This is a genomic window from uncultured Nitrospira sp. (assembly GCA_902500695.1).
In the GTDB taxonomy this organism is placed as follows: Bacteria; Nitrospirota; Nitrospiria; order Nitrospirales; family UBA8639; genus Nitrospira_E.
Genome location: CABVRQ010000043.1, coordinates 1 through 25,315, shown reverse-complemented (window position 1 = coordinate 25,315; position 25,315 = coordinate 1). Strand labels below are relative to the sequence as shown.

Below are 25,315 nucleotides of genomic sequence, written 5' to 3'. Positions count from 1 at the left end.
CCGGAGGGGACGAATTTTCGTCGATCATGACGGCTATTGCTCCGACTACCCAGCTTCTGGCGAGCAACCCTTTAAAAAATCCTGCCACCCGCGGTGGAAACCGCCTCCAAATATAAAGGGCAAGACGATGAAGGTTCGGGTGATGCTCAATAAACCGTGTTATCCATGCGAACATCTCTTTTTACGTTTCCTATGAACAGCCAGGCCAGTAAGGGTATTTCGCGAATGGTTAAAAAAAACCGTTGAAATTATGTTAAGTTTCCTTCCTTTTGTCTTATCACTATGCCTGATGTCAATAACCCCAATGCACAGGGTAAAACTCCCCAAGGCAAAATGAATCATCAATTTTGAATCAGAAATCACCCTTTGCTTTTGTCACCTCGATTCGATTCACCATAGCTATCGGCTTATGATGCCACACACCGTCGCGGCTTCATGGCATTCCGAAAGGACAGCTTCTCGGCAACAGTCTTCGCTGGGCTATTGAGTAGGTTATTGCCGCTGATGGGACCTTGGGCGCAAAAAAATAAGTCCCAGATCTGGTCGAAATTTTCCTATTCTTTTGTTGGTGTTTAATACGCTCACTTGCAACAGATTGAGAGGATTCAATCCTGTACGAATCCCTTTGCTGAGACAAACCTTTCGGAACGAGACCGAGAAGATTTCCATTGACCGTGCCGCAACTACACATTTTTTCTGTACCAGGGCTCGGTTCATCCTGAAAATGAAATGCCCTTCTGTGCGACGCCACCATACCCAAAAGGGTGAATCATGAAAAGAAAACCCGCGTGCCGGGTTGCTCCCGTATAGCCAAAAAATTCACCAGGCCTCACGATGGTCGTATTGCAGCTATTGCAGCAGTCCCCCGAATCTTTCGGGGAAGCGGAATGGGGTTGATTCCTCAGCCCTCTTTCCGTGCATCCGGCAGCAGTCCTTCCTTGCATTTTCCCGAGATGAGGGCGTTCCTCTTGGTAGAAACAAGTGGGAGAGGAGCGGTGGGGGGGTATGCTCAACATAAGCCAAATTCGGCTCCGTCAACACATCGAGGCTGTAACCTGATCCCTGAAGTTTCCATGGATTTCAAGGCGGCCTTGCCGTTTATTTGGCCAAGTGTTTGAATAGCTCCATTATGCATTCAGTGTGGCGCCAGGGAAAGCCTGTTCCGGGTGGTGGCTCCCTTCCCTTGGGGATTTTCCGGACTACCTGAGGAACAATCAAAAAAGAGAGGAATGTGAGTGATGGGGATTCCGCCGGCAGAACAAGCCCTTATCGATCGCCTACAGGCAGGAGAGACCGTTGTGGTCAATATGCGAAAGCAGGGACACCCACGAGTGATTGCGTGGGCCAATGCACGCGGCCTCTTGGTTCGTATTGATCGAAAGTCTCCATGGGGCAATGACTTTAAGGAAGGGAAAGATGGAACCCTACAAGAGGTAATCGCGCTGTACGCGGCCTCGCTATCGGGGAAACCCGATCTTCTCAGGGATCTGCCCACGTTACGAGGGAAGGCCCTTATGTGCTGGTGTGCCCCGAAGCCCTGTCATGGTGATGCACTGATTCAACGATTGAAGGAGCTTGAACCGGGCACCTAAATAAATCCAAGGAAAGGCTTTGGTTGACCTTTCCATCGATAAGCCTTTTTCTTTGGGAAACATGCCCACCTATCCTTAGAGCCTCAAATTTTGCACGGGTAAAAAGAGAACGGCGGCACGGTCTGCTCAAAAATGGCCTTTTACGTTTCACCCATCCTCCCCATCCCCTAACCTACTCCGAGCTTCACCTTCTATTCCTTGGTCAAAGAGAACCCCCCCTGCCCCCTGCACAAAAAGCCCACACCCGAAGATGTAAGACACGTTGTGAGATGAGTGTCATCGGTTGAAGTGGGACAGAGTGCCTCCTGAATACCAGGAAGAGGAGGGGGCAGGTATTCCCTGCAACCCCAAAATCGGATGACCAAATGATTCCAATCTTTGTCTTTATATTTGAGGCTCACGCCCCAATGAAGCCCGTCCTAATTTTTTCAGGAAATATACCGCGTCTTTCATGCGGCATACCCACTCATGGCCCATCAAATGCGGGAGATGGGGCCGCAACCTTTTCCGGGATGATTCACACCGGGGAGATTTTGGTGGACGCGACGTTTTCGTCGATTCTTCCAGAGGCAGGATCTACGGTGTCAAAATTACCAAAAGGCTTGTACCTTGTAATGGGTTGCTGGGGACCACAAATCAACCCTGGGTTCTTGGCTTCAACATGTTGATCCGGTCCAACACAGTCGGAAAAAACTGCTAAAGTGTTGTGAAAAAATCAGGAAGGGTGGCAAAAGTCTCCGTCGAATCTCCACAGAAACCTTTGACTTTTTTAAAACGGGGAAAAGCCTTGCTGGAAGTGGCTGGGGGACCAGGAATCGAACCTGGGTTCTAAGATCCAAAATCTTATGTCTTGCCCCTAGACGATCCCCCAACCGAACGTGCACTTTAAGACTTACAGGACCAAAGCGTCAAGATCTTTACCGGTTAGTACACTCGCCCGTACACAATCCAATGCCGATCATCCGGCACATCTACCATCAAACGACTTAAATTCAATTCTGCGAGGTGGGCAGCCACCTCATCCTCCGTAAAGGCCGCCAACAGGGAATGAAAGAAATCCTGCCGTAATCTCTCTGGTTCATGAGCCGCATACTGGTCAACCAGCGCCTGCGCCTCCTCGGGAGAATCAGGACGAAGGAGATCCATCACCAGCACTAACCCGCCGGGCTTGAGCATTTTTTTTATCTCATACCAAAATCGTAGTGGATTGGGAACATGGTGGGCCAAACTGTTCGACATCACGGCGTCAGCTGGACTAGCCAAACTGACATCTTGAAACCGTTGAGAGAGAAACTCTATTCGATGAGCTAATCCAGCTTGCTTCACTGCCTGTTCCGCCCAGGTGATCATGGGAATGGACGCATCAATTCCAGTAATCCTGCAGGTGGGATGGCTCCGGGCCAGACGGATGGCGATATCACCGGGGCCGCAACCCACATCCACAACATGAGGGCCATCAAGATCCTCATAGAGTCGAAGGAAATTATCCACAAAACCCTGATTTTCTTCTTGAAAATCCGCTTCGGCATAGGCCTGAACTTGCTCAGGATCATCCATAATTTCCGGTTCGAGAACCCGTTCCATCATTTCATCTTCCTTTTCGGCAACGTTACGACCCGCACCCCATCACCTTGCCGTACGCGTCCCTCGGACAACACCCGAGCATACAATCGGCTCCATCCGGGGTGCTGCCGGTGAGAGATCCGGGAAAAGTCTCCATTCACAAACCATTGCGCATTATGACGACAGGGTTCGCAATAACTCGTCAATTCGATCTGCACCTCTTCTCCAATTTTCAGATGGTCACCTGGCTTCAGCTGTGTCCAGTTCAGACCGGCCACGGTTAAGTTTTCTCCGGAGGCTCCGGCGTGAACGGTGTGTCCCTCCTGTTGTAAGGCCTCAAGGACCTCAAACGAGAACAGGCATAATGCCCGATCTGGGCCGCCATGTAGTACCCGGTTCCGATGCCGATCCCCATCCATCCCTTTGAACGTGATCCATGCCTCGGACACGGGCAGCTTGGGGAGTCCCCCTGGAGAACAATTAATTTGATGGAGATACGCAACAGAACCCATATATCCCTTTACTCCACCCGCATAATAGTCCGAGACGAAGAGGATGGTAGCCATCGATCGAAAGGGTGGTCAAGCGGGACTTACTTACATCATTCACGGAGATCCTCCATGTCCTTTGGAGACCACAGTCTGAACAAAGCCCGTGATTTTCTGAAAATAGGAGACTCCCCCAACAAACGGCACATCATTATGTCCCGCACCCCCTACCACAACCCATTGCTTAGGTTCATGTGCGGCATCATAAACTTGCCGCCCCAAGGACACCGGAACAATGGAATCCTTTTCGCCGTGGATCACCAATAGCGGACGCCTGAGCTTGGCAACCTTTTCAGCCAGATTGAAGTCCACATTTAGTAACCACCGAGCGGGCAATCCTAAGTAATGGTGGTCCGACATGGCCTGGATAGAAGGAAACGCCCCTTCAAGAATGACTCCGGCCGATGACCGGCGAATGGCCACTTCCCCAGCCACGCAAGCGCCCAGTGACCGTCCAAACACGACAATCTGATTCGAGTCCATCCCGCGACGGTTCAAAAGATAGTCATACCCAACCAAGGCATCTTGATACAGTCCGGGTTCAGAAGGAATGCCGGTGCTCCGACCATAGCCACGATAATCAAAGATGAAAACAGATAATCCTCGCCGAAACAGCTCACGGAGATTCTCTAACCGATGACTAATATTACCCGCATTGCCATGACACCAGAGGAGCACCGGCTTGGTCGGTCCGGCGCTTACAAACCAGCCGAATATCGTGACGGACTCATCTACCGGGAGCCATACCTCTTCTAAAGGCAGCCCACTGAGACTCGCCCAATTCCGATCTTCCCAGGGAGAGGGTTGAAATACAAAGACTCCTTCAAACATGGGCCATTGTAGCAAGGCGGTAACACCAACGCGGATAAAAAATGCTAGATTAGGGTATTCTTCAGGTAGTATTTCCTTTTACCATCCGAGGATCCTTCACGATGGCTACTTATGCAATTGGAGATGTACAGGGATGCGTCCAGGCTTTACACCGTCTGATAGAAAAGGTTCGCTTTAATCCCGCAACCGATCGTCTGTGGTTCGTCGGGGACTTAGTCAATCGAGGACCGGATTCCCTGGAAGTGCTTCGTGTCATCAAGCAGTTGGGGGCCTCGGCCATCACCGTGTTGGGCAATCATGACTTACACCTTCTGGCGGTGTGGGCCAAGATAACCACCCTTGGTCGAAAAGACACCTTACAATCGGTACTCTCGGCACCTGATGCGGATGAATTACTCACCTGGTTGCGCTTTCGACCCCTTGCCCACGTCGAAGATGGATTTTGCCTGGTTCATGCAGGCCTCTTACCATCCTGGTCCATTCCTCAAGTACTGGAGTTAGCTCGTGAGGTGGAGGAAGCCTTGCAGGATGAGAATTTTCACCAGCGCCTCCCGGCAATCTATTTTCGAAATGCTATCGTGTTTTCCCACCATCTGAGCCCTGACGAACGGTTAGGTCTCACCACCAATGTCCTGACTCGCCTCAGGATTTGTACCAAAGAAGGTATTCCGGAGTTCTCATTCAAAGGGCATCCGAACGACGCCCCTCAAGGGTATATGCCATGGTTCCAAGTTCCCAATCGAGCGACACAAGAGGACACTATTATTTTTGGACATTGGTCGGCCTTAGGAGTGGTGAAAGGTCCGCACGTCTTCGCCATCGACGGTGGATGCGTGTGGGGACGGGAACTCGTTGCCCTCCGACTCGAAGACCAACAACTCTTTCGCGTCACCTGCTCAAAGATATAACCAGATCACCACGCCCGCCGTCATACGAAAGGCGAGGCAGTCCCCGTTTTCCCATATACTCATAATTCCCTGGTCATTCCTCCAACGTTTCAACCTCACCCATTACATGTATCTGATGAGATACATTCTGTATCCATATAGATAACAAGTGCCTTTTCCTTACCCCTGACCTTGTATGTGCTTCTCATCTGGTAGCGCCATATATTCCCCAATAATTGTTGGCATTTTCTTAATAGGATTTATCCTAGGTCTTCAGGCACTTCTCTTGCTTAAATCCCTAGGTACCACAGTGAAACGCAATTGAGATGAAAAGTAAGCAATCCTGAAGACTTAAGGGTACACAGCCAAGATATTAATCTTATAGAGAAGGGATATACATGATGAAATCTACTCTGCAACAAATGACCAATTCATCCGCGAATAACCCGGCAAACACACACAGAAAAATTCGCCGACGCCATACTCGCATTCATTTGGATTCACTCAGACCCGATCCACCAACCTACATTGCCGACACACTGTCTCAATGTCCGAAATGCCAAGGCTTGATACACCAAGAGGGTGGAGAAACCTCGAATGAAACCGTAATCCGTTGCCTGAATTGCGGCTGGCAACCGCATTATCAAACTCCCATAATTCAAGAAACGGCAGAATCCCGAATGATTCGCTCACTTACCGCTCAGTTTGTTTCAGAATACGATTGGCATCGCTTACCATAAAGTTTTTGCGATACACAGGCTTTCTGTGCAAGTCCTGTCTTCCGAATGCCTGGGAACGCCGCACTTTTTCCTTGAGTGTTTTGAAGATGGTTTCCCATTCCATCTGACGGTTCGTCCTAGACGTATCCGCTCTTCCTTTCTTCAAATACCATCATCCTCTTAAATTCCAGCTCATTTCCAACTCAAAAACTTCTCATTATTACTGCCTAGTTTCCACCGGTACTATCCTTGCTTCTTCCTTATATTTGGGTAAAACTCCAGGGGGAAAGGTGTGTTTCTGACCCAACCTGATAAACTCCGAGCGAAAATTAGGATAACTCCAGAACAAATTACCTCATAAACGTCCCCGAGACATGATGAACAACTTGAGGGATATATCCCACCGATCACCGCATTGGAGAAAACGTATCTTGGTGATCTTGTGTGTGGGAATTTTCCTCAACCTGTACACTGTCACCTTTGCCGAGGAAGTCGCCATTCTGAAGTCGGCAGACATCACCGCCTATTCTGAAGCCATTACCGCATTTACATCGGCTCTCCCTTCCGCTTTTCAGGTGACTGGGGAATACAACCTCCAGGGGGACATGGCAAAAGGCCGCATTCTATCGCGGCGCATTCGCGCATCTAATGCCAAGATTGTACTGGCCGTGGGATTAAAAGCGGCTCTTGCTGCCAAACTTGAAATCCTGGATATCCCTGTCATTTTTTGTTTGGTGCTTGATCCGGAAAAAAATGGCTTACCGACCGCCAACATGGTGGGCCTCTCTCTGGATGTCCCATTCCGACAACAACTACAGTCCCTACACAATTTGGCACCCAAGGCTTCACGCATTGGAGTGCTCTTCGATCCCAAAAAAACTAACGAGATGCATAGTCAACTTCTCCATGACGCCAAAACTTTGGGCATCAAGATCGTCTCCGAAGAAGTACATCAAGAACAAGATGTCGCTTTCGCACTCAATGCCCTCAAAGACCACATCGACGCCTTGTGGCTGTTACCAGACAGCACCGTTCTCACTGAAAACACTCTGGACTTTCTGTTGAGTACAACGTTGGAAGCCAAGATTCCCGTCGTAGGTTTTTCGGCCGGATTAGTGCGCAGCGGCGCAGTTGTCGGCGTATATTTTCATTCTGTGGACATTGGCAAACAGGCCGCCCAGCTTACCCAACAGCTGACCGGACAAAGGTCTTCATCTCTCTTGGGAACGATTATCCCTCCCGAACGCGTCCATCAATCCATCAATCAGAAGTCCGCGAGGTACTTGAACCTCTCTCCCTCGCCAGACGTCCTGAGGCTATTCGATGAGCGATTTTAAACCCCAACGCACCCTACCGCCATCGCCTCTCCCAACTGAACACACTGGAATACCGTCGGGATTCCTCACCTTACGAGCGAAATTTTCCTTGTTTGTCAGTCTGGTAATCGTCCTTGCCTGCTCAAGTCTCAGTGGATACCTTATTCAGCAGGAAGCCGAGGTCATGAAAGATGCGCTACTCAAAACTGGAACTATTCTGGTTAAAACACTGAACAATGTCAGCGTCAATCGACTCATTATTCAAGATACGCATTATCTGGAGACGATGTTAGATGGCGCGTTATCGGCACCGGAAGTCGTCTACGCCATTGTACGAGACCAGGACGGTAACGTATTAGTCGGAAAATCAAAAGGAAAATTAGTGGATACGACGAGGCTTACCCGTGACGAAACGCAGCCCTTACTCCCGGATGATTCACTCACAGAAGGCCTGATCACATCAGCTCCCCAAAAGTCCATAAATGAGCCACTTTTGACGGTCTTACATACCTCACCCCTTAAGGAAGGACTTCTCTCTGAACGATCCGCAGAACGAAAGGGTGCAGAAGGATTCAGAGTCGGATCAGAAACCATTTATGATTTCGCCCTTCCGGTTTACCGGCAGGATCGGCGGCTCTCCACCATGGAACTGCTGTTATCAGAAAACCTTCAAGACCATCTTACCGTTTCCACCAAAGCGTCCAGCATCATCGGCATCATCCAAATCGGCCTCAGTACCACACCCATGCAACAATCGCTTAACCAAACGGTATGGCACATCGGTCTCCTCACTGTGGGAATCATCCTCCTCGGTATTCTTCTCACAATTTTTTTAACCAATCGCATCGTCACGCCCCTCCAGCGTTTGGCAGCAGCCTCCCAAAAAATCGCTGAAGGGGATTTGGCCGTGACGGTGACCGCCGACACCCAGGATGAAGTGGGACAACTCACCACCAGCATCGATCGGATGGCGCGATCCCTCCAACAACGTGAAGAAGCCATCTCCCATTATGTTCATACCATCACAAAGCAGGTCACTCAACTCAGTACCTTGCATCAAACCGGAATTGTGATTACCTCGACATTAGATATCCAAAAATTATTTTCCACCGTCTTAAAGCTTCTTCGAAAAAATCTGGGATTCCAACGTATGATCCTGGTTCTCCAGAACCCTGGAGGCACTACGTGCATAATCTCAGATGTGTCCGGAGTGCATCCGGAATTGGAGACACGGATTCGGGACCTTGAATTTCCCATTACACAAGGAAGCATAGATGAAACCCTTTTGATCCATGGCCGTCCGGTTTTGGCGTACGATCTGGACGAAATAGCCCATCAGGTAAACCCTCTCCTCCTTCCAATCTGTCGACAGATGGAAGTAATCTCTTTTGTGTGCGCCCCGCTGCTGAGTCATCAACGCGTGCTGGGATATCTGGGAGCCGATCGCGGGAACCAACGCTGCACGCAGGAAGATCTGGATTTACTTTTGACCATAGCCAGTCATGTGGCTGTCGCCATCGACAACGCCCAAACCTATGAGGAAGTCGAAACACTCGCTCAAACTCTCGAAGAACGAGTCAAAGAACGCACGCAAGATCTGCAGTCGGCCAATGAACGTCTTCAAGAATTAGACCGGTTGAAATCCTCCTTCGTATCGATTGTCTCACATGAACTTCGAACCCCGATGACCTCTATCAAAGGGTTGGTGGAAAATATGTTGGATGGCTTGGTCGGGGATCTGAATGACCGACAATCCTTCTATCTCGAACGAATGAAATACAATATCGAACGACTCACTCGAATGATTAATGATCTTTTGGACCTTTCCCGCATCGAAGCCGGCCGCATGGACTTGCACCGGAGCGCCGTCAACATGGGCAGCCTCGTAAGGGAGGTCGTGGAAACGTTGCAACCTATGGCGCAGGAACGGTCTCTCATTCTCGAAGCCCATATTTCCGCTCCCATCGGATTCATCCAAGGTGATCGGGATAAACTTATTCAGATTTTTACCAACCTCATCAATAATGCCCTCAAATTTACAGAATCTTCCGGAACCGTGACTGTGGAAGTGAAGCAGCGGGACGACGGCATGCTTCAAACCTGTGTCATTGATAGTGGCTGCGGCATCCCTCTCGAGGAACAACAGACGATTTTTGAACGATTTTATCGCGGGCAATCTTCTGAAATGAAAAGTCGCGGAGCAGGCCTTGGCTTGGCTATCACCAAGAGCTTAGTCGAGCTGCACGGCGGATCGATTTGGGTGGAGAGTACCCCAGGAGAGGGCAGTCGCTTCTGTGTGATCTTACCCGTCACACCATCGACCACTCCCTCCTAAAAATCAGAAATGAGGCCTGCCCAAAATGTATCAATTTAGATACAACAATTATCTTAATAGATACATTTTTTTATTTTGACAGTTCCCTCTTTTTGGAAAAACACCCATTTACATAAGCCTGCAACTTGCAGTGCTTTTTCCTTAGAATTGCTGGGAACTGTAGGATAATTCCTAGGTAACCTCTTCTATCAAAATTCTACATAGTTCTGGATTGTCTGAAAAGAACGGAAAGATGTCACCTTTGTCCACGAAGCCGCGAGTTTTGCTTGTGGATGACGACACCGACATTCTTCTTGCCATCTCTGATTACCTTCGCCAGGAAGGTTTTGAGGTGGACCCTGTAGAGACGGGAGAGGCCGCCCTCCAAAAGAGTACGACCTCATCGTATGATGTCGTGCTCCTCGATGTCGGACTTCCAGACCGGGATGGCATTGAAGTTCTTCACGAACTCTCTCAAACGCATCCACACTTACCCGTCATTCTGTTGAGTGCCTTTACCTTTTTACGAAAGACTGCCAACCCCGACATCCTCGATAAAGCCTTCGCCTACCTCACCAAACCGTACCAACGGCAGGAAGTTAAATCTGCCATTCATCGAGCCTGTTTGGCACGAAACATCGCGGTAGCGGGATGGCAAGGCTCTCCCGCACCAACCCTTCCAATAGGCACCTTCCCCTCCCTGCTTCAACCAAGCTCAACCCCGGCTTCCTCTGATGAGACCACGAAGCACCCATTGACCCTCACCGCATATGAACGGCTGGCAGAGTACGCTCAACTTATGCAATTCGCTTTTGATCATGTACCCGAGGGGATTATGGTGGCAGATTCGGAGAAACGCTTACGTTTTGCCAATCAGGCGGCTTGCGACGCCTTAGAATATACACCGGAAGAACTCAAAACCCTTCGTATTCCTGACATTGCCCCTTACCATGACAATGAGAAATTCCAACAATGCCTGGAAAGCTTGCGGAAGGGTCAACCCTTATCTTACCCATCGATCCACCGCACCAAAAATGGCCAGGAGTTCCCTATTGAGATTTCAGTGTACCTCCTCAACTTTCAAGGGCAGGAATTTACCTGCGCGGTGACCCGTCCTGCGGAAGAGAAATCAAATGAGACCTAGGATTTTTTTAAGTCCCCAGGTTATCTGATCATCACACCCCATATACCCTGCCCGATCTGAAACCGTGAAACACTTCCACAAAGTTCACATGACTGAGAACGTGCCGGCAGAAGAATGATACCAACCAGGAGAAATTGAATGCGACCACTCAGGAAGGAACGAAGCTGGAGTGGCGGGAAAATTTCATTTTGACCGATTCCAAAACAATTTAAACCTTTTCCCCGACAACTCTTTTTCCCAAATCAACGACACAAGGAAGAACACGATCACTTTCACAGGAACTAACACCCAGGTCTCACTGCCCAATACAAACAGAGTCAAAGTGAAACCCTGTCTGTTTGTAAAGCATGACAAGCACCAACGCTAAGAAATGGGGTTTCTGAGGAATTTTATTCCCTGACCATTGCGTATTTTTTTGATGAGGCATGCCTGCCCCTCCCCAACCGCCAGATTTCCCTGGGATCTGGATACGATATCCTCTATCCCGAGGGAAACCATAGCATTAAATTGACCAGCTGGCAGGAATCCCTGCTCTAGGAAACCTGGGAAACACCAAGCGATTGGGCAAAAAGTCGCCTGTCCCGGTTAATTAACCTTGATGCTGGAATAGGCAATTTGGAATGGGGCACGGAAAAATTTTCGGTAAAGATAAGGGCTTCCCAACTTCTATGGAAGGACCGCCTTGAAGTCGGACTCTGCTGGTTTCGCAAGGATATGGATAACATGATTAATTTTTTCAGATTGCCGAGGCATGGGAATAGAACACAAAACTAAAGCCTTCTTTGCTGCCATTTCCCAATGGGCGGAAATTTCTCTAAAAAATCAGATCACCGAGGAATTGTCGGTGTCGTTGAACAGAACCTGTACAGATGTGAACGTGGACCAGAGAAATGAAGAGAACTTCGATCGGTCATCAGGCAATGCACGGGTGGGCTATGTCTCCACATGAGGATTATGCGGGTTTCTCCAAGGGTCTTATCTTGATGGAGAACCCGACTCGAACCCATTTAACAGCACGACCGCACCACAAGTGTAGAAAACGTGTTCCTTTTGAACGGAAAAGTTTCCTATCAAATTCATAGGGGCATTCGCCCATTTTTGGCCATTGAAAATCTGACTAATTCCCACTATGCAGGCCAACTGGATTTTCCGAACCCGGCAGGTGTTTATTTGTGGGGATATTACTGCTAATGCCCGCATTCGGACCAATCACAAACAGGACGATAGGGCTCCATTCTCCTTTGCCAGTAAACACAATTGTGCGTTTGAATCTTGGGGAGTCTTTCCTCGAGTCCTCGAAATCCCAAAGTGGTCAGGAATCCTCAGTACCCTGCTGAATGCCTTTTTGCTTGAGAAGGCGGGAGAGGTAAGTACGTTGAAGCCCCAGAAGCTCCGAGGCTTTGGTTTGGCTCCAATTGCTCCGACGCATGGCCTGCTCCAGAATGTGGGTACCGAATCGGTCCAGGGATTCATGGTAGGGGAGGTTGTCGACCTCATCGAGTTCGTCTTTTCCTCCGCCCAATCCCAAAAGATCTGGAGAAATTTCCTCATCTACTCCCAATACCACTGCTCGAGCAATAGCATTGTCCAGTTCCCGAATATTGCCGGGCCAGGCGTAACATCGCATCGTTTGGATGGCAGACTTGGAAAAACTCCGCTTCCGTTTTTTCATTTCTCTCATGTGCCTGGCTAAAAAATGCTCGGCAAGAGGAATGATATCTTCGGGACGATCCCGCAATGGTGGTAATACCAAGTTCACGACATTCAGCCGGAAATACAGGTCTTCTCGAAAGGTCTTCTCTTTGACCGCTCGCTTAAGATCCTTGTTGGTGGCCGCAATCACCCGAATGTTGACGCGGACCAATCGCGTCCCACCTACCCGGGGAAACTCATGATCCTGAAGCACCCTGAGTAATTTAGCTTGAAGCCCCAGCGGCATATCGCCGATTTCATCCAGGAAAATGGTTCCCCCATCCGCCGCTTCAATTTTCCCTTTCTGGAGAGAGTCTGCACCGGTAAATGCCCCTTTTTCATGACCAAAGAGTTCGTTTTCCAAGAGGGTTTCCGTGAGAGCCACGCAATTGATGATACTGAAGGGCATATCCCGCCGGTCACTCCATTGGTGAATGGACCGGGCAAACAGCTCCTTCCCCGTCCCGCTTTCTCCTAACAGCAACACAGTGGCATCAGCCTCGGCAGCTCGTTTTGCCAACTCCACCATTGAATGAACCTGAGAGCTATCTCCAACAATTTGGCTATACCGGCTTTCCACTTCCGTGCGCAACGCGGCAACCTGTCGCCCCAACGCTTCCCGCGTTAAGACTTTTTTGAGGACAATGGCCAGGTGGTCCAGCTCAATAGGCTTCGTGAGAAAGTCATACGCTCCCGCTTTCATGGCTTCAACGGCTTTGGAAATGGTGCCATGAGCCGTCATGACCACCACAGGCAACGGGAGGCACTCTCCTCCGCCAAATGTTTGAGATTCAGCCTCTCCATTTTTTTTCACACCGATTTTGGCTAATTGGTTCAACACTTCCATGCCCGCCATCTGTGGCATTTCCAAATCCAACAGCATGAGGTGAGGAAAGTCCTGCTCATATTTCTCCAACGCTTCTTGGCCATTTCCAGCGGAAATCGTGTCATAGCCGAGGGCTTCTAAGCGATCTGTAAGCATGAGGACAATGTCGGGATGATCATCCACGATGAGAATTTTCTTTTTCATGAGGGTTCTACTCCTTAAGCCCGCACCTGATTGTCCTAAATCTATAAAGTCGCCGCCACCTGAGAACACCTTATCTGTCAAGCGCCTCCAGCACGGCTGCAGCCAGAAGCGGAACCATCAATTCATGATGGCCGATCAGCGCATAACCCTTTCCACCTTTTTGCGTTGGCCGTTTGACGACATTGGTCATCGGTCGGTAATGCGGGAGAAAATCCATATTCACGGTCGTGATCTGTTTTAAGGCTCGTCCCAGATTCCGGCCCAACGTCACGGTCTTGAGAAAGACCTCCGGCATCATGACCGCTGATCCCAAATTGATATACACGCCCCCTTCCATCTTCGACACCACTGCGGCCAGCTTGCGAAAATCCAATAACGAGCCGCCACCAATCGCTTCTCCGTTTGCGTGGGGGTGCATGTGAATGATATCGGTTCCGATCGCCACATGCACCGTCACCGGAAGACCAAGTTCCGCACCGGCCGCCAGCAAACTCCATCGCCGATGTGGAAATTGCTTGGGATGCTTCAGGAGATACCGGCCGACCCCTTCTCCAATGCCCAAACCCTCTTGCCATCCTTGTACAATAGCCTCATTTAAAATACGTCCCGTGTCTTCCGCCATGCCAAATCGTCCGGAATCAATTTCGGCTTCGACCTCCTCCGATGTTTGCCCAAGATAGGCTAACTCAAAGTCGTGAATGATGACGGCCCCATTCATGGCTACCGCAGTAATCACACCCTTTCGCATCAGGTCCACAACAATGGGATTGAGACCGACCTTGGTAGGATGGGCGCCCATGCCGAGGATCACCGGTCTTCCCCGTCGCCTGGCATCAACAATCGCCGCAACCACAGCACGAAAAGTTTTGCCTGCTAAAATATCCGGCAGGGTTTTGAGAAAGGCTTGAAAGGTACCAGCCCGCCGCCAAGGGGAGCCAAAATCCGCCATTTTTACTTTTGAATGACGGGTTTGAAGCGGGTAAGTCCGAAGCCGGGCGAGATTCAGCTTCGGGGACACACCGGTTGGTAATGATTTAGCCCTGGTCACCAAAAAGACGCTCTTCAATAAATTCGCACAACACATGGCCCAGCGTAATGTGACATTCTTGAATACGTGCCGTCACCGAAGAAGGGACCCGAAAACAATAATCGACGAGATCTCCCACTTTACCCCCGGTGGCGCCTGTCCAGGCTACTGTGACAAGACCACTGTCGGCAGCGGCTTCCACACCACGGATCACGTTCAGGGAGTTCCCACTGGTGCTAATGGCAATAGCCACATCTCCCTTGCGGCCATGCGCCTTTATTTGCCGGGAGAAAATATCAGTAAAGTCGTAATCATTCGCAATGCAGGTAATTGCGGCCATATCGCAGGCCAAAGCCAGGGCAGGGAGGGGATCTCGATCGCGGCGATATCGACCGACAAATTCCGCGGCAAGATGCGAAGCATCCGTAGCGCTGCCACCATTTCCAAAGAGCAGGACCTTTCGGCCTTCACGAAATGCCCGGATCAGTAATTGACCGACTTCAACCACACGCTCCGCATGTGTCCGGATAAATTCATTTTTGACATCCGCACTGGTTTCAAAAGCCTGGATCACCGCATCAATATTCATGGTGGCCGATTCTATCAGGATAGGACTCAAATTTCACACTGCAATGAAGAGAAAGACAGGGGTTATCCGTTGAAAGCATGATATCCACCATCAGTTTTCTTGCCGGTCTCCTCGACCGATGATATAGTCGACCCATTGTGAGTGCCCATATCCCCACCAAAGCACTCCTACTTGCCATTCAATCCGATCCTACGTCCGCCATTGCCATTGTCCGACATTTAAATCCTGACATGGTGTGTTTTTTTCTGCACGAATCTCATAAAGAGGTCGTGGAGTCCAAAATCCCTCCGGCTCTGTCCCGCATGCCCCAACGTTGGGACTGGATCTTCACCCCCTCCCCGGAAAGTTTTTCGGCGTGCCAGAAGGCCCTGGCCCAGGGGCTTGGCCCTCTGTTGACGACCTGGAAGGTGATACCTGGCGAATTGGTGATTGATATCACCAATGCAACCGTTGGTATGGCTTCTGCCATGGTGCTGACAGGATTTCCCTTTTCCACCAAAGTGTTGTTGTTTCCCGGTCATCCTTTTCCGTCTGTTGACCAGGCAGTTGAAGCGATCACCAAACTGGTGTCGCAATCTGAAGCCGCAGTCAATCCTTGGGACGAAGAGGCGCCGCACCTTCGACACGAGGCTTGCTACCATTTCAACCATGGCTCTTATGATGCAGCCGTGAAAGGGTTTCATACCCTGGAGCATCGCATCAGCGGCGGGCTGAAACCCTTCTATCGAGCCTTGGCCGATGTCGCACAGGCCTATGGCATCTGGGATCAACTGCTCTATCGACCTGCCTGGGAAAAATTGAAGGGCGGGATCAAGGCCCTGGAACTGGCCTCCGTGTGGGGCGGCCCGCCAGGCATGGATCGTCTCATCCACGTACTCAAAGGAAATCTCACGTTCCTTGAACGAATTGTACTGGATTCCAAGGACATTAAACCGGCGGTGTCTCTCGATTTATTGGCATGGTCCAAGCGCCATGGAGATCGGGGGCGGGATCTTGAAGCCGCCACTCATGTCCTGCTTCGAGCCTTGGAAGCCTTTGCTCAATCCAGATTGTTTACCCAGTATCACCTAAAAAGTTGGGATGTGAATCTCGAACAACTTCCGGAAGACCTCCAGGACACCTGTCGCAGGCAATATCTCAACGAAATTGATGGAAAATATCGCCTTCCTTTGCCGGCGCAATTTCAAACGTTGGCCACGCTCGGAGATCCCATGGGGGAACGCTTTGTCACGGATTGGTCAAAAATGAAATCCTTATTTGATGCCGCTGATCATGCGCTGCTGGGCTACGGTTTTGAACCCATTAAACCTGAACGTTTCCACCAAATCTATGACCTGGTGATAAAATTAAGTGGCGTGGATCCCACCGACCTTCCAGAATTTCCAACCATGAATATCTAGCGGAGGCACCCGGCGGAATGGAAGTACGGGTCTATTATGAAGATACAGACTGTGGGGGAGTCGTCTATTACGCCAACTATCTGAAATACTTTGAACGAGCCCGAACGCATTACTTGGATAGCCATGGTCTGTCGGTTGCCTCGTTGATACAGGAAGGAACCGAATTTCGCGTGGTACGCGCTGAACTTTCTTATCGATCGGCCGCCACCTATGGAGAGACCCTGGTGGTCGAGACAACAGTGGCGGCCGATCGACGAATTTCTCTCACGTTTTCCCATGTCATCAAAGATCGCACCAGCAAGAGATTGGTCGTGGAAGGATCGGCAACACTCGTGGCAGTCAACACCAAGGGGAAAATCAAACGCCTCCCACCTCCTATTCTGGAAGCCTTGGGTCTCCCGTTAATATTCCCTTCTTCCTGAGAACGCAATCCTATGCCTCTCTCCGATTCCCGACAACCGGGAATGATTCTAACGTTTCCTCGTCTGCCTTATGCGGAAGCCTGGGATCTTCAACAATCTTTGGCAACCCAACGTCTCGAAAACCGTCGGCCCGACACATTGGTATTGACCGAACACGAACCCGTCGTCACCTTGGGGCGGACAACCAAACCGGAGCATTGGGAGCCGCGTTGGACCGAACTGCAGGACATGGGAATCCATCTTCATCAGAGCGGGCGAGGCGGATCTGTGACCTATCATGGCCCCGGACAGTTGATCGGATATCCCATCCTACAACTTCGAAATTTCTGTCCTGGTCCCAAAATCTATGTCCAGCAATTGGAGGAAGTCCTGATTCGCACTTTAGGGGAATGGGGTATTACCGGATGTCGTCATGAATCGTTTCGGGGAGTGTGGGTGAGAACATCTGCCATGTGCATGGAAAAAATTGCCTCCATCGGCGTACGAATTTCCCGTGGGGTGACCATGCACGGATTTGCCTTAAACGTGAACGTCGATCTCAAGCCGTTTACTCTTTTATCACCATGTGGCATTGAAGGATGCACCATGGTTTCCATGGCAAAGAATCTCGGGAGATCAATAGATTTGCATCGAGTGCGGACCCAAATCACTCACCATTTTGGGGAGGTTTTTGGAATCACCTGGTTGGAAGTAAATGGACCCGGTTACGAGCAAGAAGTGGAGCCAGGGATCAAATGATTCAGAAACCCTGTATTCTGCACATGATAACAGCTTTGAAGCTTCAGACTCCCCAGCCCCCGCTCACGTGCAGATTGGCCCCCGTCACATAGCGAGCCTCATCAGATAGGAAATAACGAACGGCTTGAACGGTATCTTCAATTTCCCCGATATAACCGGCCGGAATTTTCTTAGCCATGCCATCCAGCTCCCCAGGAGGCGCGCTGCCGGAATCAATAAATCCTGGTGAAACCGCATTGACGGTAATACCATCGGGAGCGAGGATTTTTGCCAATGTCCTGGTAAGAATGAGCACGCCGGCCTTGGCAATATAATGGGCGGTCACATGCGATTGGGCTTCCATTTTGTCTGCGTTGGCCATGCTAAATGAAATGAGCCGTCCTGATTTTCTGCCTTTCATCCCTGGGGCCACAGCCTTCGCGAGATAGAAGATCGGGTGAAGATTATTGTTGAACATCTCCGACCAGCCATCGGCGGTCTCTTCAAAAAGCGGCACCCGATGGTAAGGCCCGGCCCCGTTGATCAAGGCATCAATCCGTCCCCATGTATTCTCCACTTGCTGAACAAGCTGGACAGCAGCAGTGGCATCTGAGACATCACACTGAAGAGCCAACGCCTTTCCGCCTTTCCCTTCAATGGTGCGCACGACATCCTGAGCCTCAAACTGACTGGTGCGATAGCAAATCGCCACCTTCCATTCGTTGGCGGCTAAGTCCAGGGCGATACCACGCCCGATTCCCCTTGCTCCACCAGTAATCAACGCCACCCGCTCAGTCATGGCTTCCCGCCCCTGTCGTTCTCCTGCACACACCTGTCATACAAAAATCATTCCCCAATTATTCACGGTTGGTCAATCGTGTCGCTAATTCTTGCAACACGTTTTTCGTACGAGAAGAAAATGTCTGATTCTGGCGGTCCTTGGCCTCACGGATAAACAGATGAAGATCTTCAACCGTATCGAAATCTCGTAGCGTCGGTAAGACTTTCAACGATAAACCCAAATCCTGAACCCTTTGTTTGGTACGCGCATACACCTGATCAGTGGACCACGGCATATCCTTAAACAGATCCGGCACAGGTGAGCGCAGCCCTATTAAATAATATCCGCCATCCACTGTGGGGCCCAACACCACATCATGATCCTCCAAGCCCTTCACGGCTGACTTCAGCAGTGGTCCATGGATCCCCGGAATGTCGGTGCCAATAACCACAGCCGAACGGTAGAGAGCTCCGAGCGCCTGTTTAAACACCCCGGCCATGCGGGCTCCCAGGTCATCCCCCTGTTGATCCCAGACAGGGACTTTGAATCGAGCCTCCATGGCCCGAAAGAAGGGATGATGGGGAGAGGGCGTTCCGGCCAGAATGCGATCGTACTCTCTGAGAGATTGGCATCGCTCCAAGATATCTAAAACGAGACTTCCGTGGAGACTGGCAGCCTCATCAGGCGTGAGAGGAGGACACAGGCGTGTTTTGACTTGACCGGCAACCGGTGCCTTCGCAAAGACAATAATCGCCGACGTCGCAGGCGGGGGAGATCGACGTCCTTTCCCCTGGCTCTGCGATGATGGGCGTGATCGACGTAGACCTGGGTCGTTACCGGACGGTGTCATAATACTGCTGAAGACGACGGGGATCCGATCCTAGCCAATACCATGCGCGGAGTGTCCACATGCGCACAATCGTGCGGAGAGGGCCGTGCAGGTCCCACCGTCGAAACGAGGTGACGACCTTAGCTCGCAGAGACGCGATCGTGCCAACTCGCTTCAACCGGCGGCTGAATTCAATATCTTCCATAAGAGGAATATTCGCAAATCCTCCCAACTCTTCAAACACTGAACGTCGCACAAACATGGCTTGGTCGCCGGTGGAAATCCCGGACCAGCGTGAGCGCAGATTCATGAGCCGGCTCACCATCCATGCATAACCGGTGTCCCGTGGAAATCGTACATCAAACCGGCCACCGACACACCCCTGATCGTCCATGGCCTTTGCCACCACTTGTCCGGCATTGTGCGGCAATTGGGTATCCGCATGCAAAAATACCAGAATGTCGGATTTGGCCAGAGCTGCCCCGGCATTCATTTGGGAAGCCCGCCCACGTGGCCCATTGATAATTTGCGTGTGGACATCAGGTGCCGATTGACAGATCGTCCTTGCCACATCCGTCGTTTGATCACCACTACCGCCATCCACAATGATCAGCTCCTCAAATCCGAATGATGACAGCAACGCAGGCAGCAACTCAGCTAAAGCCTTTTGTTCATTCAAGACCGGAATGATCACGGCGATGTTCATGGAGACCCTCATTGCCGGCACACACAGGAAAAGCAAAGAAACAAGAACGTACGTCTACGAGTCGGCGGGTTTCTTGGGATTTCTGAACATAAAAAACACGACGACTCCGATCGTGCCCCAGTAAATCAGATACTTATGCCAAAATAAAACCTCCCCAAAATGCATAAATGCCATCGCACAAAGCAGGGACAAGGCCATCACCGTATAACGGACCGTGAGGTTTTCGACCGACGAATACGCCCACATCGCCATTCCTGAAAAATAAATAATCATGGGGAAGATGCTGATTTCCGCACCGGTACTGGCGGACAGAAAAACCTGCAAAAACCCGATAAAGACCATAGCGGATCCCACCATACGCATGGCCACCTGCATCTGCAGATTTTCTTGATCCTCCTGGTCCTCCTCCATGACTGGCGGACGGGGAGCCACCGGCTTAGGAACAATAGGATCAGTCGACTGAGGTGGATCGGTTTCTGTACTCATAGTTACCACTTAAAATGTTTACTGAGTGTGAGCCCCTGCTGGAAATAGGAAGACCCCAAGGCCGATCCATATAACTGCATGGGAATATCTCGCATCTTTTCGTAGACAACCTTAAAAAATGTCTGCCCGTCGTGAATACGGAAGGGCACATCGTGAGGGCGAACCTCCAAAACCACCTGGGTCCCTTTCCGGCTTGGGTTGGCATAGCCAAACCCCGGATCGAAGAACCCGGCATAATGGGTTCGTAATTCCCCGCAGGCAGCTTCATACGCCACCATTTCCGATGAATACCCAGGTGGAACCTGGATACGTTCCTTGGAGGCCAGAATATAAAATTCTTCCGGCTCCAGTAGCATCGTGGCCGTGGCATTGCGTTTGAGCGGTTCCCAAAAATCAGTGGCGGCATAGTGGCCCACCAGGCTGAGATCAATGACATGACTGTTCTTTTTTGCCCGGTACCCCACAATTGCCTCGGAATGGTCACTCGATCCTTGCAAATCGACACTTAAAAACAGCCCGTTATTTACCCGGAGTTCCTTGGCCGACAAGGGCCTATCCGTTTTCCCTGAATCTCCATTATGAAACAGCAAAGGCGTCTTGCGATGAACCGTCCGCAAACCTGAATCCGAGACCATGGGTTTGCCGGACATTAATCGCAATTGGTTGAGAGCCAATCCAGCCTGCACTCGTATGGTAAACGACCGGGGCACGATTTCCAAAAATAACGGGCCTTCATACCCAGAGCGTATTTCATCAAAGCCCACATGCAAATCCGTCACCACGCGGGTAAAGATATCCAACCTTCCCGTAGAACTTTTTGGGTTGGTTCGGCCGCGGATATCTTTTGGCAGCTTTACCCTCTCCATCAAGGGGACGAGGTAGACATGGCCTTTTTCCAGAATTGCCCCATTGGTCAGATCCATATCGTACATCACCATATCGGACCTGTAGAGATCCTCAATCGTAAACTGGGATTGCTGATCTGATGGCTCTGGGAGAAAACTGCTCAGGAGACGGTAGGCCTTCGTTCCCAGCCGTAAATCGAGACTGGCCGGTTGAATTTGACTGGAGATGATGGGCACCTCGGCTCGGATAACCCGCTGACGAACCAGCGCACGAAGATGTTGAAAGGACAGAATGCCCGTTTTCTTGGAATCGACCATCAATAATCATCCATGGCGCCGGCACCGCACATATCCTGGGACGCAGGGGCGCCTACCATGGGCAGCTCACGCCCGTTTCCCGATGTCGGCTGAGGATAATGGTAGGTTTTATTTTCGTAATTTTTTAAGACTGCCCCGTTCTCATCTAAATTCAATAAATAATCGTTGGGCAACAGAGGGATCTTTCCGCCCCCTCCCGGCGCATCAATGACAAAGTGGGGAACGGCCATGCCACTGGTGTGCCCCTGAAGAGATTGAATTATTTTCAACCCTGTTTCCACCGTGGTCCGGAAATGATTCGTCCCCTTGGTGAGATCGGCTTGATAGAGGTAATAGGGCTTCACTCTGGCCAACAACAGTTGATGCATCAGGCGTTTCATGATTTCAGGATCATCATTCACCCCTTTCAGCAAGACGGTTTGGGCTCCCAAGGGCACCCCGGCATCCGCCAACCGGCCACAAGCCTCTTTGACCTCAGGCGTCAACTCATCCGGATGGTTGAAATGCAAATTCATATAGATAGGATGGAAGCGTTTCACGATATCACACAATTCCGGAGTAATCCGTTGAGGAAGAGTCCCCGGCACACGGGTCCCAAACCGAATTAATTCTAAATGCGGGATGGACCGAAGGCCTTTCAGAATCCGCTCAATGAGACGATCAGGCAATAACAACGGATCACCGCCGGATAAAATAACATCCCGTACTTCCGTATGCTCTCTGAGGTACGCCACCGCTTGGTCGAGCTCACCCTTCTTGAGAAACCCAGGTTTTCCCACCAGCCGTTTTCTCGTACAAAACCGGCAATAGATAGGACATTGGTTGGTGACCATCAACAACACGCGATCAGGATATCGGTGGACCAGGTGAGGAACCGGACTGTCCGTATCTTCTTCCAACGGATCGTCCGGGGCATCAATATCATCCAATTCGATGGCCTCGGGTACCACCTGTTTCCAGATCGCATCCCCTTTATTTTTAATGGTCGCCAGCACAGTCGGCGTAATTCGCATCGGATAGGGCCCGACGACAGCTTCCACCTCCTTGGGATCGACCCCAAGATATTTGGCTAAATCCTTGGGTTTGGTGATACTTGCGGCGAGGACCTTTTTCCAATCATCCATAGCTTAATGATTCCTTTCATCAAGGTGGCTGGAGGGTGGCTGGGTGGCTTCCCCTGAGGAAGTGCCATGGTCTTCGTAGTCGTCCAGATATGCCAAGATATCGGATGTCTCCGTCAACACCGTTTCTCCATGAACCAATACCGGGACATAATTTTGTCCAGAGACTTCAAATAATTTTTTCCGGAAAGGGCGAACATCCGGTACAACTTCATGTTCGTAGGGCAGACCCAATTCGTCCAATTTCTCGCGGACGACTTGGCATTCCGGACACCATTCCGTGTGATACAGTTTCATACTGTTGAGAGTACCAGACATGTCAACTAGGGGTCTTCTACATGAGAGGAATATTACAGTCGGACCGAAAGAACCCGGTGGTCTAGGCCTTATGGGCCTGGATGACCATCCATGACGGAACAGGGAGCCATGACAGCATCCCGCATTCCATGAATAATTTTTTTATCTTTGGGACAGATCGTCGCCAGGATACCACCCAAATGGGCCTGCCCCTCATTCACGAAATAATACGGGGATAACCGCGCACGTCCTTCCATACTGACGACCTCACCGGAATGACTGTCATAATATTCAACCACAACCAGTCGCCCTTTGTGAAATGTTTGAAGAATCGAAGGACTTGTCTCAAACTGATCCAGCGCATGAGACACGACTTCTTTCCATTGGACTTGCGACATATCATGCCCGATTGAAACGCCTCGGCTACCCCAAGCCTGGTCGGAAAATCCTGACACTTTGATGACATACTGGCGTTCTTTTTGGGTCGCTTCTCCTAACCACTTCCAATCCGACACCGCACGATTTCCATGGCGTAAGCCCGGAATCACCGCAGAAGGTGGAAGGGGCCTGGGATCCAAAATCCAGGTCCCGGGAATGATGGCACGAAGACAGTCAAACGTGTCGGATTTCAATTCGTGCTCCCAAAACTTTTCCAAGATCGGGTGATGGAACAACGCTAAGGCCAGTTTTTCCTCTACCCAGGGCTTATACGGCGGGGTGACCACAACCCGGCCTTTTTTGGCACTGTAGGCAATCAATTCCCCTTTGGGAATATTTTTCAAATCGAACAATTCGTAGAACCGGTAGACCACCGAAAGAGGCCGGTCCTGCCCCTCATGGTGAATCAGAAGACCCTCTTCCGTAAACCGGATATCACGGGGATGCCCGCAATAGGCCTCCCAACCTTCCTGCCGAAGTTGAGTCACCACCCATTGCATTTCCGCACGATAGGCCTCAGCTTCATCTGAGACTACAATAGCAACACGAGGAGGCTTCCCGTGCAACGCCCCTCGTAACATACGGGAAAACCCTTGAATCAACCCGTCGGCCTGCGGCCACACAGGACTGCCCTGCCGGGCATACATCCGGCTGAGACTGCCGGTTAAGCCAATCCCTCCAGGGACAGAATCCAGTTCTGTCAGGGCCATTCCGTCGGTGGTGGGAATGAGATCTGGACGAATGACACCGGGAAGTTGATTTTTGAACCGATTCATCCGGGCAAGGGCCAGGAGATCCTCCGGCTTTCCGATATCCAAATATTCGTGGACCCACGCAGGTTGCATGCCTTTCAGGCTTTCAAGATACAACCGGTTCAACGCCTGGTAGAACAACAACAAATGCTGTCCTAAGGCTTCGAAAAACCTGGCTTCCTCGTGGGAAAGCACAAAGGGGCTGCTTGCCACACGCCAATGATCGTCCTGCCCTGACACAAATAACCCGTCCTTGGTCAGCGTGTCCCGAAAGAGAGGATAGGGGCTGTCAGATGTTGACGGACTCAATGGCAGACGGGAAGCGGATTGTTCTGCGTAGGAAGAAATAACAGATCCTGGGTTAATCGTGGAAGACGTGTGTAATGGACCAAACACCCTGACGTCCTTCACTCGTCGATCAAAAGAGGTTGGACCTGCACGAAACACTTCAATTCGGATGTAACATGAAAAACTTAGGCCTTGATGAAGGGCCTTTTGCTAGAATAGGGGAGATCGTAGCACGCTCTCTTGAAACCAGACAAGGCACGCCCTCGAAGGAAATGGCGGGCCAGGTAGCCATGAAAGTGATGAGCAAATGTCTCAGGCAATCCCCGTAATTCCTGGTCCACAGGTCGTTCCCTCGGCCGTCTGTTTTAAATGCGAAGTGTGCTGTCGTTTCCCCGAACAAGACAGCTTCCTCAGACCGTACTTTACTGAAGATGAAATTCGACAGGCCGTCACACACGGCATCCCTTCCTCTTCCTTTCCTGATCATCGGGGTAGTCAGATTGAAGTCGTCCGACATCCCACGGATGAAGGATTTCTTTGTCCGGCATTTGATCCCGTCACACACCACTGTCGTATTTATGAGGTGCGTCCCCTGGATTGCCAATTGTACCCCTTCGCGCTCATGTGGAATGCCCAACACGATGGGGTCGTGCTTGGGTGGGA

General features: G+C 50.6%; 25 protein-coding genes and 1 tRNA gene. 11 read left to right on the top strand and 15 right to left on the bottom strand.

Features of this window, described 5'->3' with window-relative positions:
* The first annotated feature begins 1,238 nt into the window (after window positions 1-1,238).
* Window positions 1,239-1,592, top strand: a complete 354-nt coding sequence (locus tag AAH187_RS11865; protein ID WP_342348672.1) for a DUF4326 domain-containing protein — start codon at window positions 1,239-1,241, stop codon at window positions 1,590-1,592.
* 797 nt (window positions 1,593-2,389) lie between these two features.
* Here the strand turns inward: AAH187_RS11865 and AAH187_RS11860 are convergent.
* The 4 genes from AAH187_RS11860 to AAH187_RS11845 all read right to left on the bottom strand — a co-directional run bounded on the left by AAH187_RS11860 (window position 2,390) and on the right by AAH187_RS11845 (window position 4,534).
* Window positions 2,390-2,463, bottom strand: a tRNA-Gln gene (locus AAH187_RS11860).
* 53 nt (window positions 2,464-2,516) lie between these two features.
* Window positions 2,517-3,179: a class I SAM-dependent methyltransferase gene (locus tag AAH187_RS11855; RefSeq protein ID WP_342348671.1), complete on the bottom strand. Its 663-nt coding sequence runs from the start codon at window positions 3,177-3,179 to the stop codon at window positions 2,517-2,519.
* Complete coding sequence (locus tag AAH187_RS11850) at window positions 3,176-3,721, bottom strand: MOSC domain-containing protein (protein ID WP_342348670.1); 546 nt, start codon at window positions 3,719-3,721, stop codon at window positions 3,176-3,178. Before AAH187_RS11850 ends, AAH187_RS11855 begins: the two co-directional genes overlap by 4 nt.
* Window positions 3,722-3,760: 39 nt before the next feature.
* Window positions 3,761-4,534, bottom strand: a complete 774-nt coding sequence (locus AAH187_RS11845) for an alpha/beta hydrolase (protein WP_342348669.1) — start codon at window positions 4,532-4,534, stop codon at window positions 3,761-3,763.
* A gap of 101 nt (window positions 4,535-4,635) precedes the next feature.
* Between AAH187_RS11845 and AAH187_RS11840 the strand changes: the two genes are divergently transcribed.
* The 6 genes from AAH187_RS11840 to AAH187_RS11815 all read left to right on the top strand — a co-directional run bounded on the left by AAH187_RS11840 (window position 4,636) and on the right by AAH187_RS11815 (window position 11,863).
* Window positions 4,636-5,442, top strand: a complete 807-nt coding sequence (locus tag AAH187_RS11840; protein ID WP_342348668.1) for a symmetrical bis(5'-nucleosyl)-tetraphosphatase — start codon at window positions 4,636-4,638, stop codon at window positions 5,440-5,442.
* A gap of 377 nt (window positions 5,443-5,819) precedes the next feature.
* Window positions 5,820-6,161, top strand: a complete 342-nt coding sequence (locus AAH187_RS11835; RefSeq protein WP_342348667.1) for a hypothetical protein — start codon at window positions 5,820-5,822, stop codon at window positions 6,159-6,161.
* A 413-nt stretch (window positions 6,162-6,574) separates the two neighbouring features.
* A complete protein-coding gene (locus AAH187_RS11830; protein ID WP_342348680.1) occupies window positions 6,575-7,477 on the top strand; it encodes an ABC transporter substrate binding protein in 903 nt (300 codons plus the stop codon).
* Complete coding sequence (locus AAH187_RS11825) at window positions 7,464-9,791, top strand: ATP-binding protein (protein ID WP_342348666.1); 2,328 nt, start codon at window positions 7,464-7,466, stop codon at window positions 9,789-9,791. Before AAH187_RS11830 ends, AAH187_RS11825 begins: the two co-directional genes overlap by 14 nt.
* Before the next feature lie 232 nt (window positions 9,792-10,023).
* Entirely contained in the window at window positions 10,024-10,914 is an 891-nt protein-coding gene (locus tag AAH187_RS11820; protein ID WP_342348665.1) for a response regulator, read from the top strand.
* 751 nt (window positions 10,915-11,665) lie between these two features.
* Window positions 11,666-11,863 (top strand): hypothetical protein, encoded by a 198-nt coding sequence (locus AAH187_RS11815; RefSeq protein WP_342348664.1) that lies wholly within the window; start codon window positions 11,666-11,668, stop codon window positions 11,861-11,863.
* Window positions 11,864-12,226: 363 nt separating this feature from the next.
* On the opposite strand, the gene AAH187_RS11810 is transcribed toward AAH187_RS11815, so the two are convergent.
* The 3 genes from AAH187_RS11810 to AAH187_RS11800 form a co-directional block, all read right to left on the bottom strand.
* Window positions 12,227-13,636, bottom strand: coding sequence for a sigma-54 dependent transcriptional regulator (locus AAH187_RS11810; RefSeq protein WP_342348663.1), 1,410 nt, complete (start codon window positions 13,634-13,636; stop codon window positions 12,227-12,229).
* Between the two features lie 70 nt (window positions 13,637-13,706).
* On the bottom strand, window positions 13,707-14,684 hold the full coding sequence (locus tag AAH187_RS11805; RefSeq protein ID WP_342348662.1) for a hypothetical protein: 978 nt from the start codon (window positions 14,682-14,684) through the stop codon (window positions 13,707-13,709).
* Window positions 14,671-15,252, bottom strand: a complete 582-nt coding sequence (locus tag AAH187_RS11800; protein WP_342348661.1) for a D-sedoheptulose 7-phosphate isomerase — start codon at window positions 15,250-15,252, stop codon at window positions 14,671-14,673. The genes AAH187_RS11805 and AAH187_RS11800 overlap by 14 nt, the downstream gene beginning before the upstream one ends.
* A gap of 137 nt (window positions 15,253-15,389) precedes the next feature.
* Between AAH187_RS11800 and AAH187_RS11795 the strand changes: the two genes are divergently transcribed.
* From AAH187_RS11795 to lipB, 3 genes are read left to right on the top strand one after another with little or no spacing between them, the layout of a single operon-like run.
* Window positions 15,390-16,652 carry a TIGR02710 family CRISPR-associated CARF protein gene (locus AAH187_RS11795; RefSeq protein ID WP_342348660.1) on the top strand — a complete coding sequence of 421 codons (1,263 nt, stop codon included), beginning with the start codon at window positions 15,390-15,392 and terminating at the stop codon, window positions 16,650-16,652.
* A 17-nt stretch (window positions 16,653-16,669) separates the two neighbouring features.
* The gene (locus AAH187_RS11790; RefSeq protein WP_342348659.1) at window positions 16,670-17,074 is read left to right on the top strand and encodes a thioesterase family protein; all 405 of its coding nucleotides are present in this window, start codon (window positions 16,670-16,672) and stop codon (window positions 17,072-17,074) included.
* 12 nt (window positions 17,075-17,086) lie between these two features.
* Window positions 17,087-17,812 (top strand): lipoyl(octanoyl) transferase LipB, encoded by a 726-nt coding sequence (gene lipB / locus AAH187_RS11785; RefSeq protein ID WP_342348658.1) that lies wholly within the window; start codon window positions 17,087-17,089, stop codon window positions 17,810-17,812.
* Window positions 17,813-17,855: 43 nt separating this feature from the next.
* Here the strand turns inward: lipB and AAH187_RS11780 are convergent, their stop codons facing one another.
* From AAH187_RS11780 to AAH187_RS11745, 8 genes are all read right to left on the bottom strand, one after another.
* Window positions 17,856-18,590, bottom strand: coding sequence for an SDR family oxidoreductase (locus AAH187_RS11780; protein ID WP_342348657.1), 735 nt, complete (start codon window positions 18,588-18,590; stop codon window positions 17,856-17,858).
* 58 nt (window positions 18,591-18,648) lie between these two features.
* Window positions 18,649-19,422 carry a TIGR04282 family arsenosugar biosynthesis glycosyltransferase gene (locus AAH187_RS11775; RefSeq protein ID WP_342348656.1) on the bottom strand — a complete coding sequence of 258 codons (774 nt, stop codon included), beginning with the start codon at window positions 19,420-19,422 and terminating at the stop codon, window positions 18,649-18,651.
* On the bottom strand, window positions 19,406-20,107 hold the full coding sequence (locus AAH187_RS11770) for a TIGR04283 family arsenosugar biosynthesis glycosyltransferase (RefSeq protein WP_342348655.1): 702 nt from the start codon (window positions 20,105-20,107) through the stop codon (window positions 19,406-19,408). Before AAH187_RS11770 ends, AAH187_RS11775 begins: the two co-directional genes overlap by 17 nt.
* A gap of 54 nt (window positions 20,108-20,161) precedes the next feature.
* A complete protein-coding gene (locus tag AAH187_RS11765; protein WP_342348654.1) occupies window positions 20,162-20,593 on the bottom strand; it encodes a hypothetical protein in 432 nt (143 codons plus the stop codon).
* A 2-nt stretch (window positions 20,594-20,595) separates the two neighbouring features.
* A complete protein-coding gene (locus tag AAH187_RS11760; RefSeq protein WP_342348653.1) occupies window positions 20,596-21,756 on the bottom strand; it encodes a 2'-deoxycytidine 5'-triphosphate deaminase in 1,161 nt (386 codons plus the stop codon).
* Window positions 21,756-22,880 (bottom strand): KamA family radical SAM protein, encoded by a 1,125-nt coding sequence (locus AAH187_RS11755; RefSeq protein WP_342348652.1) that lies wholly within the window; start codon window positions 22,878-22,880, stop codon window positions 21,756-21,758. The genes AAH187_RS11760 and AAH187_RS11755 overlap by 1 nt, the downstream gene beginning before the upstream one ends.
* Before the next feature lie 3 nt (window positions 22,881-22,883).
* The gene (locus tag AAH187_RS11750) at window positions 22,884-23,195 is read right to left on the bottom strand and encodes a glutathione S-transferase N-terminal domain-containing protein (RefSeq protein WP_342348651.1); all 312 of its coding nucleotides are present in this window, start codon (window positions 23,193-23,195) and stop codon (window positions 22,884-22,886) included.
* A 68-nt stretch (window positions 23,196-23,263) separates the two neighbouring features.
* Window positions 23,264-24,760, bottom strand: coding sequence for a hypothetical protein (locus AAH187_RS11745; RefSeq protein ID WP_342348650.1), 1,497 nt, complete (start codon window positions 24,758-24,760; stop codon window positions 23,264-23,266).
* Window positions 24,761-24,959: 199 nt separating this feature from the next.
* Here AAH187_RS11745 and AAH187_RS11740 point away from each other — a divergent pair.
* Window positions 24,960-25,315, top strand: a 356-nt coding sequence (locus AAH187_RS11740; protein ID WP_342348649.1) for a YkgJ family cysteine cluster protein, incomplete at its 3' end; no start/stop codon positions are given.